The organism is Hymenobacter persicinus (assembly GCF_004167665.1).
Taxonomy (GTDB): Bacteria; Bacteroidota; Bacteroidia; order Cytophagales; family Hymenobacteraceae; genus Hymenobacter; species Hymenobacter persicinus.
Map to the genome: position 1 here is coordinate 14,216 of NZ_SEWE01000017.1, position 14,549 is coordinate 28,764.

A 14,549-nucleotide genomic window follows, 5' to 3' on the forward strand; every position below is an offset into this window, starting at 1 on the left:
GCCGCAACTTTATCCCGGACAATAAGTATAGGCGTGTTACTATGTTTGCTGTCGGGTCCTTGGGCTGGGCGGCGGCAGAGTGAATTCTCTCACCCAAATTCCGTGCTCATGAAACACAATCTAACCTCCTTTCTGGCCCTGGGACTGACGCTGCTGGCGGCGGCCCCGCGCGGGCACGCGCAGACGGCCGACCGTAAAACGGCCCTGAGCCTCTATGGCAGCGCGTACCAGTATAAGGGCAGCCTCGGTTCCGACTTCTGGAAGTGGGACCGTAACGCGTATGGTCCCGGCATCAGCATCAACCGCTACCTCACCCCGGGCCTCGACCTGGGCCTGCAGGGCAGCTACGTGGAGCTCAAGGGCACCAAGGATGCCGCTACGTTCTTCGCCACCAACGTGGTGAACGTGAACCTGGCTCTGAAGCTCAAGCTCAACAACGGCTGGGCCCTGAAGGAAGACGCCGTGGTGCAGCCCTACCTGCTGCTGGCCCCGGGCTTCGCTTACACCAGCCGCGAAGGCCAGGTCCGTACGGTGCGCGTCGATGAAGACAAAATCTACTTCGACGCCTTTGGCGCGGCCGGCATCAACTTCCGCCTCAGCGACGCCGTGGGGCTGTTCGTGCAAACCGGCCAGCACATTCCGCTCAACGCCAACCTCGACGGCGAGCCCAACCGCGACGAAAACAAGATTGACGACCGGTACCTGCAGCACACCGTGGGCCTGACGGTTGCTTTTGGCAAAGCCAAGGACACCGACCAGGACGGCGTGCCCGACCGTAAGGACAAGTGCCCCGATACGCCCACCGGCGTGGCCGTCGACGAAAACGGTTGCCCCCTCGACGGCGACGCCGATGGGGTGCCGGATTACCAGGATAAGTGTCCGACCGAAAAAGGTCTGGCGGCGCTGGAAGGCTGCCCCGACCGGGACGGCGACGGCGTGCGCGACGGTGACGACGCCTGCCCCGACGTGGCCGGCAAAGCCGAGCTCAAAGGCTGCCCCGATGCCGACAACGACGGCGTGACGGATGCCAACGACAAGTGCCCCGACACCCCGGCCGGTACTCAGGTTGATGACAATGGCTGCCCGCTGGTGCTGGATCAGGACGGTGACGGCGTGCCCGATAACGTGGACAAATGCCCCGGTACCCCCGCTGGCGCCCGCGTCGACTCGACGGGCTGCCCCATGGTCGTGGACCCCGCCATTCAGCGCCTCGAAGTGCCGGTGCGGTTCAAAACCAACAGCACCGTGATTGAGCGAAGCTCATATCCGGCCCTGAACAAGATGGTGAAAGCCCTCCAGGACCACCCCGAGTACAGCCTGCGCATCACGGGCCACGCCGACAGCCGCGGTACCGACGAGTACAACCAGGGTCTTTCGGAGCGCCGCGCCGCCTCGGTGAAGCGCTACTTCACGGCCCGCAAGCTCGACCCGAGCCGTATCGTAACCGAAGGCCACGGCGAGAGTGAGCCCGCTGCTCCGAACACTTCGGCGGCCGGCATGGCCAAAAACCGCCGCGTGGAATTCAAGTTCGAGTTCTTCACCACCCCGGCCCCGGCTCTGTAAAGACGTCGCGGTACAGCAAAAAGACCCTCGCCAGCCCGGCGAGGGTCTTTTTTTGTGAGCAAGCTTGCCGTACCCCGCCGGATTTAGCTCTTCGCTGATGCTGCCTGGCGTACTCATGCATAGCCGTGCGGCTGGCGGCTTAGCCTCCTGCGCCCCCGGTCGGGCCGACGGCTCAGACTGGTTACGCTGGAACGGCTGCCAAGAAAAAAGGGACTGCCGGGCGGCAGTCCCTTTGGGGGTTTCGGTGACGGACTAAGGAAAGTTATTTGCTGATTTCGGACTTCACCTTGGGCAGAAACTTAACCAGCTGCTGGAGCTGGTCCTGGGTGAAGTTGCCGGAAATAGCCACCAGCATAAACGATTCGGGGGCGCCATCCACGTTGCCGGTAGCCACTACTTCCTGCACTTTGTCGCCCTGCTGGCGGGCGGCGTAGCGCAGCACGGCCGTGCCCGACTCCGTAACCGGCAGGGGCGTGTACCGCTCACTGGCCAGCAACCCGTCCACTTCCTTGTTGAGCCCATCGGCCACCAACTGCCGGGCGCTGCTCGACGAGGGCACGAAGGTGAGCACCTTCACGCTGCGCACCGCCGACAAAGCCTGGGTCACGGAGTTTTCGCCGCCGAGGCTGCCGACTTTCATCAGCAGCAGCCGGGTGGTGAGGCCCGCCGACCAGTCGTTGACTTTAAAGCCGGAGCGGCCCTCGTACTTGCGGAAAAACTGGTCTACGGTCTTGGCGGGCTGGCCGGGGCCGGCGCTGCGGCAGCTGGTCACGGCCAACAGAGCGGCCATAGCGAAAAAGGTAAGCAGGCGGATTTTCATGGCGTAAAGAGAGTGAAAAATACGAACTGCTACCCTCTACGCAGATTCAGGCCGGCCGTTGGAATCACTCAAACGCCACGGCATTAACGAAAAACACGTCTCGATCCTGTCCGCCTTCCACGCGCACATGCTGAAAGCCATAGGCCAGAAACCGGTTGCCGTACCAGGCCTGCAAGTCCCCGTCGCTGGTGGAGGACGGCTTTTCCGGGTTCTTGGACGCGGCCGTGGTGGTTTGAATCGGCACGCTCAGGTCGTTGGGCGAGGAGGCCGTCCGGTCGATAATCTTGTAGCGGATAACGTCCTCGTCGAGGTAAGCCAGCGCCAGCCGCTTGCCGTCGGGCAGGGGGCGCAGGCGCACGGTAGCCACCAGGTCGTGACTCTTGACGTCTTTCAAAACGAAGGTATTGTCCCACAACAGGTTGCCCCTGCGGTCGAAGCCGCAAACGATGGCGTGGGTGGTGGTGTACTGCTCGAAGCCGCGGGTGCGGTTCAGCAGGTAGTTGTAACCCCGGTTGTAGCCGTAGCCCGGCCCGTAGCCAAAGCCGGGGTTGAAGCCGTAGGTGTTGCCCTGGTAATGCGGGTAATACACTTCCGCCACCAGCACGTAGCCGTTCTGGAAGGGCACCAAGTCGTGCATTAACAGGCGGTAGTGCAGCCGAAACTCCCCCGCCGTGGCCCGGCGCCGCTCCCCGCGCTGCCGAAACCGCGCCTCCCGGGCCGGGTGCATAAAGTCGAAAAAGTGCTTGAGGTTGAAAAAGTCATAAAACCGCAGCGACTCCCGGGCCCCGCTGGGCGTCACGCCGGCCGACAAATCGGTGGCGAACAGGCCCTGGGAGTAGCGGGAGTCGCGCAGGGTGTAGGTGCCGGTCAGCAGCCGCTCGGTGGTGTCGCCGGGGCTGAGCTGGGCCGTGAGCAGGCCCCGGTCGCTGGCCGCCTGCACGTAGTCGGTGCGCAGCAGCTGGCCCTGGGGCGAAAGCTGCTTGACCTGCAGGCGCGACTTAAACCCGTTTGATTGGCTGACCACGAACTTGGCCCGCTTGCTGATGGAGTCGGCCGTGAAGGTGAGGGCCGCGGGAATCTCCTCATACACCGAGGGCAGAAACTGGAGCTGGCCCGTGCGCAGATTCAGCAGCAGTACCGTCACGTGCTGCTCCACCTGCACCGTCACGAACAGATTGCCGCCCAGGGCCTTGGTTTCGTAGATTTCCCGGCTGGTCTTGGTATCGAAAGTGGTGGTGGTGATTTCCCCCGAGCGGCTATTCAACGCGGCCACCCACAGCCGGTGGCCGGGGCTGCTGTCCTGAAACAGGGCGTAGACCATGGGCTCCTCGGCGCAGAGGTCGGTGAGCTCGAAGCCGACGGGCACGTCCAGGGCCTTGGTCCAGCCGGGCTGCAGGGCGTGGTTGAGCTTCTGGAAGCTGAACTTTCCGCGGCGCAGTCCCCCGCTTTCCCGCTCGACCAGCAGCACGGCGCTGCTGTCTTCGGGCAGCACCTGCACGTGCACTTCACTGTTGAAGGGGTGCAAATCCAACTCGAGGCGGGCCGGTTGGGTAGGGGCGTTGGCCGGGGGCAGCTTGGCAGATTGCCGGCGTTGGGCCGAGCCAGCCAGGGACCCGGCCAGCACCAGCAGGAGGGCGAGTAGAGCGTGTTTCATAGCGGGGAGAGCCACTACTGACGGCGTGGCGCTTAGTAAGATACGACGAAGCCCCGGCAAAGTCACCTCCCGCGCCCGATAATTCGCGCGGCTTCCGCTAACTGCCCAGCTCCAGAATCGTGTCGAATTCCTCGGCGCGCAGCGGCATCACCGATAGGCGCGACTGGCGCAGCAGCCCGATTTGGGTCAGGCGGGCGTCCTGTTTGATTTGAGCCAGAGAAACGGGCTGGGGCAGCCGTTCGTGGGGCTGCAAGGCCACGGCCACCCAGCCGCTGCCGGCCTCGGCGGTGGCGTCGGGGGCGGCAGCGGCGTGCACCCGGGCCACGCCCACCACGGTTTTGTCGGTTACGCTGTGGTAAAACAACACCAGGTCGTCGGGCTGCATCTGCTGCAGGTAGTTGCGGGCCTGGAAGTTGCGCACGCCGGTCCAGTCGGTGCCGCCGTCGCGGGTGAAATCAGCCCAGGAATAAGCGCCGGGTTCTGATTTTACGAGCCAATAGTTCATGGCCGCAAGCTACGCAAGAAACCGGCCGCTGGCACAAACGCGGGGCTAGGGCAGACGCCGCAGCTGGAGCAGACTGTCGCGCAGGGAAATGATCTGGAAGCCGAAGCTGCGGCCAGCCCGGGCGGGCAGAATGCGGAGCGTGTTGTTGGGCTCCATCAGCCAGCGGCCCGGGTATACCACCCCGCCCTCGGTTACGGCCGACGGACTATGGCCGGTAAATACGCCCTCGGCGTCGAAGCGGAAACTGTTGCGCGGCGAAAGGCCCGGACGCAGCGAGGTTTCGGGACGAAACAGCCGCACGTCGCTGCCGGGCTGCTCTTCCTCCACCGATTCCACCCAGGTGCGGCCCATGATCTGGGTTTCGAACAGAGCGGGCGCCACGGAATCAGCTTCCTTGTGGCAGCTGGCGAGCAGCAGGGGAGAGAGCAGCAAGAGAAGGGCAGCGCGCATGGTAAGCCGGTGGTTTCACCAGCATAGAGCCCGCGTACGGGGTCAGGGTTGCGGCTAGCGCCAAAAAAAATGCCCCGGCGCGCTACTCCAGGCGGCGCACCTTCAGCACATCCTTGTCCAGGGACACGATTTCGAGGGTGTAGTCCGGGTCGCGCTTGTCGTCGAGGCTGATAACAATTTTAGAACTGCCATCGGCTTTCCAGGTACCCTTGCGGCCTTCGAGGCCGTCGGTGGGGGCAATATCGTACTGGGTGAACAGGCCGTTGTGGTCGAACTGAAAGCCCGTGCGGCCCCGGGCCGGCGGAAAGGCGTAGGTGTTGGGGCGGTACACGCGCACGTCGCCCTGATCTTCTTCCTGGGCGTGGAGCCAAGTGCGTTCCAGTTGTTTCATAACGGGCGCTGAGGTGACGGAGGCGGTAGTGCCGGCATCGGGGTTGCAGGTGCCCGCCAGCAGTACGGTGCTCAAACAGGCCAGACCAAGAAACAAGCGCATAAGCCGAAACCGGAAAAAAAGTGGGGCAAAAATCGGGACCCGGCCCAGCGCGGGCCGTAGCAGCGAATGTACGACATTGCCCCGTACCTTTGACCGCCGCCCTTTTTACTGGTTTTTGGTTCGTAGTTTTTGGTTGTTGGCCGCTGCCGATGACTGAAAACCAAAAACCGAAAACCGAAAACCAAAAACCAAGTGGATAACCGCGCCCTCATCCGTGCCTTTCGCCTCACCGCGTCGCTCATGGAGCTGCACGACGAAAACCCGTTCAAGATCCGGGCCTACGAAGGCACTGCCGCCGTGCTGGACCGCCTGGAAAGCCCCGTGGCCGACATGGACCGCACCGGCCTGCCCGACCGCACGGGCCTGAGCAAAACGGCCGCCGCCAAAGTCGCTGAACTGCTCGATACGGGCACGTTTCCCGAACTGCAGAAGCTGCTCGACACTACTCCGCCCGGGGTGGTCGAAATGCTGGGCATCAAAGGCATCGGGCCCAAAAAAATCCGCTCGTTGTGGCGGGAACTGGGCGTGGAAAGCATCAGTCAGCTGCGCGAGGCCGCCGAAAACGACGAGGTCAGCAAGCTCAAGGGCTTTGGCAAAAAGACCCAGGACATGATTCTGGCGGCGCTGGAGTTCAACCAGGAAAGCCGGGGCAAGCTGCTCTATCCGCAGGCCGAAACTCTGGCCCACGATCTGGCCCAGCACCTGCGCACGGCTCTCAAAACCGAGCAGGTGGCCGTGGCTGGCGAGGTGCGCCGCCGCCTGGAGGTGGTCGAAACTGTGACGCTGGTGGCCGCTACCGCCCAGCCCTGGCAGGCCCACAAGCTGCTCGATACAATGGATGGCCTCACCGCCGATGCCCACCGCTCCGGCCCCTTTGCCTGGCGCGGCACGGCCACGGCCTCGGGCGTGAAAGTGGAAGTGTATCTGGTCAGCAAGGAGGAGTTCGTCAACCAGCTGTTTTTGCTCACGGCCACCGAAACTCACCTGAGCGAGCCGCTGGCCGGGCCCTACGGCTCGCTGCGGCAGCTCGTGAAACGGGAGCGGTTTTACCAGGAAGACGCCATTTACAGCAAGGCCGGCCTGCAGTACGTGGAACCCGAGCTGCGTGAGGGCCTCGGCGAAATTGCCCTGGCCCAGGCCCAGCAACTGCCCCAGCTTATCGAGGAAAAGGATTTGCGTGGCTCGTTGCACAACCACAGCACCTATTCCGACGGCGCCCATACCCTGCGCCAGATGGCCGAGTTTCTGCGCGACAACGGCTACGAGTACCTCGGCATCTGCGACCATTCCCAGGCTGCGCACTACGCCAACGGGCTCAGCCCCGAGCGGGTGCGGCAGCAGCAGCGCGAAATTGACCAGCTCAACCAGGAGCTGGCCCCGTTCCGCATTTTCAAGGGCATCGAAGCCGACATTCTCTCCGACGGCAGCCTCGATTATGCGCCGTCGGTGCTCGAAACCTTCGACTTCGTGGTGGCTTCGGTGCACAGCAACCTGCGCATGGATGAGCGCAAAGCCACCGAGCGGCTGCTGCGGGCCATTGCCAACCCCTACACCACCATGCTCGGCCATCCTACCGGTCGGTTGCTGCTGCGTCGGGAAGGCTACCCCATCAACTACAAGGCCGTTATCGACGCCTGCGCCAAGCACAAGGTTATCATCGAAATCAACTCCAACCCCTGGCGCCTCGACCTGGACTGGCGCTGGGTGCGCTACGCCCTCGACCAGGGCGTGCAGCTCAGCATCAACCCCGACGCCCACCACACCGACGGCTACGCCGACATGCGCTACGGCGTGATGATGGGCCGCAAGGGCGGGCTGACCAAAGCCATGACCTTCAACGCGCTGACCGCCGCCGAAATGGCGGAGTACTTTGCCCAGCGCAAGGCTGGCATTAAGCCCGCCGAGGAGTTCAAGGCGACGCTGTTCGGGTAATTCAGTTACCAGTTGCCGGTCGCGAGTTGCCAGGTCGTTCAACAACCCAACCGGCAACTGGCAACTGGCAACTCATAACCGGCAACTGAAATGAAAATCCTCATTCTGCGCTTTTCCTCCATCGGCGACATTGTGCTGACTACGCCGGTGGTGCGGGCCCTGCACCAGCAGATTCCCGGAGCCCAGGTGCATTTTGCCACCAAGCCGGCTTACCGCGGGTTGGTAGCCAACAACCCGCACGTGGCCAAAGTGCACTGTCTGACCGGCTCGCTGGGGGAGCTGGTGGCCGAACTGCGGGCCGAGCAGTTCGACTACATCATCGATTTGCACAACAACCTGCGCACCCGCCTGCTCAAGCTGCGCCTGGGCGTGCCGGCCAGTAGTTTCGACAAGCTCAACCCGCAGAAGTGGCTGCTGGTGAACTTGAAAATCAACCGGCTGCCGGCCGTGCACATCGTGCAGCGTTATCTGGCCGCCGCGGCCCCGCTGGGCGTCCGGGATGATGGCCAAGGCCTCGACTACTTTATTCCCGCTCAGGATGAGGTCGACGTGACAACGGCGCTGCCCGCTGGCTTTGCGGCCGGCTACGTAGCATTTGCCATCGGGGCCCAGCACGCTACCAAACGCCTGCCTACCGAGCGAATCATCGAGCTTTGCGCCCAGCTACCCGGCCCCGTGGTGCTGCTCGGCGGGCCCGAAGACCAGGCCACCGGCGACGAAATCGTGCAAGCCCTGCAAGCCGGCCTGAGCAACTCCCCAACCCACCATTTCACCAATTCACCATTCAACGCCTGCGGCAAATTCAACCTGAACCAGTCGGCTTCCCTGGTGCGGCAGGCAGCCTCCGTCATCAGCCACGACACCGGCCTGATGCACATTGCGGCGGCTTTCGGCAAGGAAATTACGAGCGTGTGGGGCAATACCGTGCCCGAATTCGGCATGTACCCGTACCGCACGCCGTTTCGGGTCTGGGAAGTGAACGGGCTCGACTGCCGGCCGTGCTCGAAAATCGGGTACGCCCAGTGCCCGCGCGGCCACTTCAAGTGCATGCGCGACCTGCGCTTCGACCTGACGCTGCCCCTGGAGCCCGGCACCGCCTCGCGCCCAGGTCGCACTCCGGCAGGGTAGCGGAAAAGCATCGAAAAACTACTATCTTATAGTCCACACCGATTCCGTTCAGCCATGAGCCAGCCTTCCTACGATACGCTTACCCAGGCCGTGCGCGCCCTGCAGCAGCGCGGCTACACCGACGACTTCAACATCCAGGACGGCCACCTGCACCATCCCGGGCTGGCCATGCGCCTGCATCCCCAGCAGTTTCAGGTGCGCGAGTTTTACCGCTTCGAGGGCGAAACCGACCCCGGCGACGAAAGCGTGGTCTACGCCATTGAGTCGGATCAGGGCGTGAAGGGCTTGCTGGTGAGTGCCTACGGCGCTTATTCCGAGCCCCTCAACGACGAGCTGATGCACAAGCTCAACATGCCCCGCGCCTAGCCCCATGCTCGAGCAGTCCGAAAAAACCGTGGTGGTCAGAGTGGGTGCTGAAGCCCTGCTGGCCGACGTGCAGGCTGGCCGCCACACCTATTTCGTGGATGAGCCCGTGGCCGTTGGGGGCCAGGACCGCGGCCCCACGCCCTACGATTTGCTGCTCTCGGCCCTGGGCGCCTGCACGGCCATCACCCTGCGCCTGTACGCCACCCAGAAAAAATGGCCCCTCGAAGGCATTGAAGTGCGCCTGAGCCACCAGCGCGTGCACGAGCTCGACTGCGAAAAGTGTGAGCAGCCCGGGCAGATGCTGGAGGAGGTGACCAAGGAGCTACGCCTGCTCGGCCCCCTCACTGAGGAGCAGCGCCAGCGCCTGGAAGCTATTTCGCACAAGTGCCCGGTGCAAAAAGCGCTCAGCGGCGGCCTGCGCATCGTCACGCGGCTGATGCCGGCCTAGCGGGCCGTAGAATTACTTTTGTTTGCGTTGAAAACTTTCTGCCAATGGCCCTCTGTACTCACCTCAGTGCCCTGCAAACCCTGATTCCGGCCCCCGCCGACCCCGTCTGCCCCGAGTGCGTGGCCCTGGGCGACACCTGGGTGCACCTGCGCGTGTGCCAGGACTGCGGCCACGTCGGCTGCTGCGACTCATCGAAAAACAAGCACGCCACCCGGCATTTTCAGGCCACGAGCCACCCGGTGGTAACTTCTGCCGAACCCGGCGAACAGTGGGCCTGGTGCTACGTAGACCAGCAAATGGCCGAATACTAACACGGCCGCCTGGCTTTGGACTCCCGGAAATGTACCGTACTCCCTACACCACCGATATTCTTGAAATCACCTTCCGCACCGACACTGGCCTGCTGATCGGGCGCTGGATGCGGCCCGTGTCGCCGGCCGAAATGCGCACCGGCTACGAAACCATGCTGGCCGCCGCCCTGCACTACGACTGCCGACACTGGCTGCTCGATATTCGCCGCCGCAGCCACAGCGACGAGGAAACCGCACGCTGGGTCACCGAGGAATTTTTGCCCCAGGCCGCCGGTCAGCTGCACGGCACGCTCTACATGTCGGTGCTGCTGTCGCCGACTTACCTCTACGAAGTTAACTCCCGGCCCACGCTGGCCGCCCTGCCCGTCGAGACGCACCGCAGCTACCGCATCCAGTACTTCACCGACGAGCGGGAGGCCAACGACTGGCTGGCCGCCAAGGTGGAAAAGTGAGTGCGGCAGCCTGAATTAAAGTGCAGAATAGTGGAAGGCGAAGTCCGGGATTCTTAAGCGGGAGAGCAAGGCTTTAAATTCTGCTGCCGGAAGCGGGCCCAGTAAAGCCTTCTGCACGGTCGGGTCGCTACTGTCGGTGGGTTGGTCAAGTGCCCTGTCGAGCAAGTAAAAGCCTTGCGCTGATTCCACAAAGATGAACTCGGCCGTGTAGCCCGCCCGGCGTACGTTGGGGACTCTTTCAAAGTCCAAGCCGTCGGGGCCGCGGTAATAGAGCGTTTTGTAGGATGCTGCCGGGTCCTGCGCCACGTAGTAAGGTCCGCCAAGTGCCGTTTCGCCCAAGCTTATGCAGGAAGTGCAGAGCATCAGCAGTAGCATCAGGCCATAGCAGTATTTCATTTCAGGATTTTAACAGAAAAGGGCCGCTGTAGCAAATACAGCGGCCCTTTTCAGGGTGCACTATTATCTATACCTAGCCTACCCGATTTTCTCGAAGCCGCAGTAGGAGTGCAGTACCTCGGGCAAACGGATGCCGTCGGGCGTCTGGTTGTTTTCCAGCAGCGCCGCCACGATGCGGGGCAAGGCCAGGGCCGAGCCGTTGAGCGTGTGCAGGAGCTGGGTTTTGCCGCCCTCGGCCCGGTAGCGCAGCTTAAGGCGGTTGGCCTGGTAGGTTTCGAAGTTTGAGGCCGAGCTTACTTCCAGCCAGCGGCCCTGGGCGGCGCTCCACACTTCCAAATCGAAGGTGAGGGCCGAGGTGAAGCCCATGTCGCCGCCGCAGAGGCGCAGCACGCGGTAAGGCAGCTCCAGCTTCTGCAGGAGCCCTTCGATGTGAGCCACCATGCCGTCGAGGGCCGCGTAGCTGTTCTCAGGCTGGGTTATCTGCACGATTTCCACCTTGTCGAACTGGTGCAAGCGGTTGAGGCCGCGCACGTCGGCGCCCCAGGAGCCGGCTTCGCGGCGGAAGCAGGGCGTGTAGCCGGTGTTGCGAATCGGCAGCTGGTCGGCGGCCACGATTTCGTCGCGGTAGAGGTTGGTAATCGGTACCTCCGAGGTCGGAATCAGGAACAGATTGTCCTTGGCGTCGTGGTACATCTGGCCTTCCTTGTCGGGGAGCTGGCCCGTGCCGTAGCCGCTGGCCTCGTTCACCAGAATCGGGGGCTGCACCTCGTCGTAGCCCGCGTCGCGGGCCTGGTCGAGGAAAAAGTTGATCAGGGCGCGCTGCAGCCGGGCGCCCTGTTTTTTATACACCGGAAAGCCCGCGCCGGTAATCTTGTTGCCGAGCTCAAAGTCGATGATATCGTACTTCTTAATCAGCTCCCAGTGGGGCAGCGCATCGGCGGGCAGGTCGGGCTTGGTGCCGCCTTCGCGCACCACCTCATTGTCCTGGGCACTGCGGCCCTCGGGCACGCTGCTGTGGGGCAGGTTGGGTAGCTTATACAGGGTCTGCTGCAGGCCGTCTTCCACCTGGGCCAGCTCGTCGTCGGCCGTTTTGGTGAGCTGCTTCAGCTCGGCCGTGCGCAGCTTCAGGGCTTCGGCCCCGGTTTTGTCGCCGCTTTTCATCAGGCCGCCGATTTGCCGGGCCAGCTCGTTGGCTTCAGCCTGGGCCGAGTCGCGCGAGGTTTGCAGCTCCCGACGGCGCTGGTCGAGGCTCAGAATGGCCGCCACGTCGGCTTCGGCGGTTTTATAGTGCTTTTTAGCCAACCCGGCCAATACCAGCTCGGGGTTTTCTTTCAGAACGGAAACTTGCAGCATAAGGCAGAAATACGCGGATTAGAACGCGGGCAAAAGTAGGTTTTTTTAAGAAGTGCCCTGGCGAAACCACCGAACTTCGCTGTCCAACTGCGTCCAGCTGCGGTTACTGAATTCAAAAAACTGCCCCCGAAGCCGGCAAAGATGCCCAGCCAAAGCGACGGCGGCAGAAAAAAACGAACCAAGGAGTACGCATTGCCGTTCTGCTCCTATAAGGCCCTGGCCGCGGGCTGGTTTGGACGATACGGCACCGATGATAGCACGGGCTTCGGCGGGGTAGAACCGCTTCTCCCCAGCCAGTTAAAAAATCGGTATCCCGTTTGGCGGTTCCGGCGTATTACGCTAACATTGCGTAAGTAAATCGGCAGCTGATGCCGGACCCGGAGTCAGTTTATCCCCGTACGGTCCGAATTATCTCCAGCGCCTCCCGTACTACCCCTCGTTTTTCGAATTCTCAGTGCCCAGCGCCGCGCCGCGGCTGCTCCTCGTTTGCCCGGATTGGCCTGTGTTGCTCCGTGTCGGCTTCGTACCCGCTCGTTTTTCTCCCCCGTTTTAGTGTATGTACAATATTGAAGAGTTGAAGGACCGTCTGCTTTCCGAGCTAAAGGAAATTGCAGAGAAACTGAACGTCGGTAACTTCAAAAAACTCAGCAAACAGGATCTTATCTACAAGATTCTCGATCAGCAGGCCATCACGCCAACTGACAAGCTCCCCAGTAAAGTGAAATCGGCCGATGAGCAGCCCGTAGCGGCGCCGTTGGCTTTTTCAGACGTGGCTCCCGCCGCCCCGGCCGCCCGCCGCGAGCCCGCGGCCCGCACCACCGCCGCCCGCACACCCCGCTCGACGCCCGCCGCCGTGGCCGTGCAGCCGCTGAAAGCCGCGGCGCCCGTTGTGGAAGCTGCCTCATCGGTGGTGGCCGAGGCTCCTGCCGCCCCAGCGCCGGATGCTGCCCCGCCCGCCGAAGCTGCCGACCCCGCTAGCCGCCCCGTAAAAGTGTACCAGCGCCCCGAGCGCCGCAGCCGCACCGACCAGCGCCGCGAAACCGCCGCGCCTGCTGACGCAGAAGCCGCTCCCGCCGTGGTGCTGCCCGAAGCGCCGGCCGTTCCGGCCCCCGCGCCGGCCGCGGAGCCAACGGCTGAAATGCCTGCCGCGCCCACCATGGCGCCCTTCGTGTATCGGGAGCCCCGTCCCGAAAACGGCACCGGCCGCGACCAGCGCGACAACCGGGACCGGGACAATACTCCCCGCGAAAACCGGGAGCCGCGTGACGGCCGCGAGCCCCGTACGGACGCCCCCCGTGGGGAATACCGCAACGATGCGCCGCGGGAAAACCGCGACCAGGGCCGTCGGGAAGACCGGCCCCTGCGTAGCGACCGGACGGACGTGGTGCGGGAGCCCCGCCCGGACCGCCCCGACCGAGAGCAGCGCGAGCAAAGCCGCCGCGAGGACCGTTTTGCCGCCCGTGAGCAGCAGCGCCAGGCCCGCCAGAACGAGCGGAGTGAGCGAGGAGGTGAAACCGGCCAGCAGCGCCCCGTGCGCAACGACTTCGACATTACCATTCCGGGCTCCGGCACGCTGGAAATGATGCCCGACGGCGGCTACGGCTTCCTGCGCAGCCCATTCTACAACTACCTGGCCTCGCCCGACGATATTTACGTCTCGCCCCAGCAGGTGAAGCAGTTTGCCCTCAAAGCCGGCGACACGGTGAAATGCACCATCCGTCCGCCCCGGGAAGGCGAGAAGTACTTCGCCCTGGTGAACGTGGAAGGCATCAACGGCCGCACGGTGGAAGAAGCCCGGGACCGGATTCCGTTCAGCAACCTGACCCCGCTCTTCGCCGAGGAGCGCCTGAAGCTGACCACTAAGTCGACCCAGCTCAGTACCCGCATCATGGACCTGTTTGCCCCCATTGGCAAAGGCCAGCGCGGCCTGATTGTGGCCCAGCCCAAGACGGGTAAGACGGTGCTGCTCCAGGAAATTGCCAACGCTATCAGCGAAAACCACCCCGAAGTCTACCTCATCATCCTGCTCATCGACGAGCGGCCGGAAGAGGTGACGGACATGGCCCGCTCGGTGAAGGCCGAGGTGCTTAGCTCCACCTTCGACGAAACCGCCGACCGCCACGTCAAGATTGCCAGCATTGCCCTCGACAAGGCCAAGCGCCTCGTGGAGTGCGGGCACGACGTGGTGATTCTGCTCGACTCGATTACCCGCCTGGCCCGCGCCTACAACACGGTGCAGCCCGCTTCGGGCAAGATCCTGTCGGGTGGCGTGGATGCCAACGCCCTGCACAAGCCCAAGCGCTTCTTTGGCGCGGCCCGCAACGTGGAGAATGGCGGCTCGCTCACCATCATTGCTACCGCCCTGATTGAAACCGGCTCCAAGATGGACGAGGTTATCTTCGAGGAATTTAAGGGTACCGGCAACATGGAACTGCAGCTGGACCGCAAGCTGGCCAACAAGCGCGTGTTCCCGGCCATCGACATTCCGGCTTCCGGCACCCGCCGCGAAGACCTGCTCATGGGCAAGGAAGAGCTGAACCGCATCTGGGTGCTCCGCAAGTTCATGGCCGACATGACGGCCATTGAAGCTATGGAGTTCCTCAAGGACCGCATCAAGAATACCAAGAGCAACGAAGAGTTCTTGGTGTCGATGAACGGCTAAGTCGAGATTCCTGAAT

Annotated in this window: 15 protein-coding genes; 8 read left to right on the forward strand and 7 right to left on the reverse strand. The window is 63.1% G+C overall.

The features are described 5' to 3' along the window. Positions 1-108 precede the first annotated feature (108 nt). The gene (locus EWM57_RS21830) at positions 109-1,563 is read left to right on the forward strand and encodes an OmpA family protein (RefSeq protein WP_129920975.1); all 1,455 of its coding nucleotides are present in this window, start codon (positions 109-111) and stop codon (positions 1,561-1,563) included. A 262-nt stretch (positions 1,564-1,825) separates the two neighbouring features. Here the strand turns inward: EWM57_RS21830 and EWM57_RS09855 are convergent, their stop codons facing one another. The 5 genes from EWM57_RS09855 to EWM57_RS09875 form a co-directional block, all read right to left on the reverse strand. Then, entirely contained in the window at positions 1,826-2,353 is a 528-nt protein-coding gene (locus EWM57_RS09855) for a DUF4252 domain-containing protein (protein WP_165370474.1), read from the reverse strand. Between the two features lie 94 nt (positions 2,354-2,447). Continuing rightward, complete coding sequence (locus EWM57_RS09860) at positions 2,448-4,037, reverse strand: hypothetical protein (protein WP_129920977.1); 1,590 nt, start codon at positions 4,035-4,037, stop codon at positions 2,448-2,450. 97 nt (positions 4,038-4,134) lie between these two features. Beyond that, positions 4,135-4,542 (reverse strand): EVE domain-containing protein, encoded by a 408-nt coding sequence (locus EWM57_RS09865; protein WP_129920978.1) that lies wholly within the window; start codon positions 4,540-4,542, stop codon positions 4,135-4,137. Between the two features lie 45 nt (positions 4,543-4,587). Continuing rightward, positions 4,588-4,992 (reverse strand): hypothetical protein, encoded by a 405-nt coding sequence (locus EWM57_RS09870; protein WP_129920979.1) that lies wholly within the window; start codon positions 4,990-4,992, stop codon positions 4,588-4,590. Between the two features lie 82 nt (positions 4,993-5,074). Further along, positions 5,075-5,485: a hypothetical protein gene (locus EWM57_RS09875; RefSeq protein WP_129920980.1), complete on the reverse strand. Its 411-nt coding sequence runs from the start codon at positions 5,483-5,485 to the stop codon at positions 5,075-5,077. 192 nt (positions 5,486-5,677) lie between these two features. Here EWM57_RS09875 and EWM57_RS09880 point away from each other — a divergent pair, with 192 nt between their 5' ends. From EWM57_RS09880 to EWM57_RS09905, 6 genes are all read left to right on the forward strand, one after another. After that, positions 5,678-7,417, forward strand: coding sequence for a DNA polymerase/3'-5' exonuclease PolX (locus EWM57_RS09880; RefSeq protein WP_129920981.1), 1,740 nt, complete (start codon positions 5,678-5,680; stop codon positions 7,415-7,417). Between the two features lie 90 nt (positions 7,418-7,507). Next, positions 7,508-8,545, forward strand: coding sequence for a glycosyltransferase family 9 protein (locus EWM57_RS09885; RefSeq protein ID WP_129920982.1), 1,038 nt, complete (start codon positions 7,508-7,510; stop codon positions 8,543-8,545). Positions 8,546-8,599: 54 nt separating this feature from the next. After that, complete coding sequence (locus EWM57_RS09890; RefSeq protein ID WP_129920983.1) at positions 8,600-8,911, forward strand: phosphoribosylpyrophosphate synthetase; 312 nt, start codon at positions 8,600-8,602, stop codon at positions 8,909-8,911. Between the two features lie 4 nt (positions 8,912-8,915). Further along, positions 8,916-9,359, forward strand: a complete 444-nt coding sequence (locus EWM57_RS09895) for an OsmC family protein (RefSeq protein WP_129920984.1) — start codon at positions 8,916-8,918, stop codon at positions 9,357-9,359. Between the two features lie 44 nt (positions 9,360-9,403). Beyond that, the gene (locus EWM57_RS09900) at positions 9,404-9,670 is read left to right on the forward strand and encodes a UBP-type zinc finger domain-containing protein (RefSeq protein ID WP_129920985.1); all 267 of its coding nucleotides are present in this window, start codon (positions 9,404-9,406) and stop codon (positions 9,668-9,670) included. A 29-nt stretch (positions 9,671-9,699) separates the two neighbouring features. Beyond that, a complete protein-coding gene (locus tag EWM57_RS09905) occupies positions 9,700-10,122 on the forward strand; it encodes a hypothetical protein (protein ID WP_129920986.1) in 423 nt (140 codons plus the stop codon). Between the two features lie 15 nt (positions 10,123-10,137). Here EWM57_RS09905 and EWM57_RS09910 read toward each other — a convergent pair whose 3' ends face one another. Next, positions 10,138-10,518 carry a hypothetical protein gene (locus EWM57_RS09910; protein WP_129920987.1) on the reverse strand — a complete coding sequence of 127 codons (381 nt, stop codon included), beginning with the start codon at positions 10,516-10,518 and terminating at the stop codon, positions 10,138-10,140. Positions 10,519-10,596: 78 nt separating this feature from the next. Then, positions 10,597-11,871 carry a serine--tRNA ligase gene (gene serS / locus EWM57_RS09915; RefSeq protein WP_129920988.1) on the reverse strand — a complete coding sequence of 425 codons (1,275 nt, stop codon included), beginning with the start codon at positions 11,869-11,871 and terminating at the stop codon, positions 10,597-10,599. A 556-nt stretch (positions 11,872-12,427) separates the two neighbouring features. Here serS and rho point away from each other — a divergent pair. Continuing rightward, positions 12,428-14,533, forward strand: a complete 2,106-nt coding sequence (gene rho / locus EWM57_RS09920) for a transcription termination factor Rho (RefSeq protein ID WP_129920989.1) — start codon at positions 12,428-12,430, stop codon at positions 14,531-14,533. Positions 14,534-14,549 lie beyond the last annotated feature (16 nt).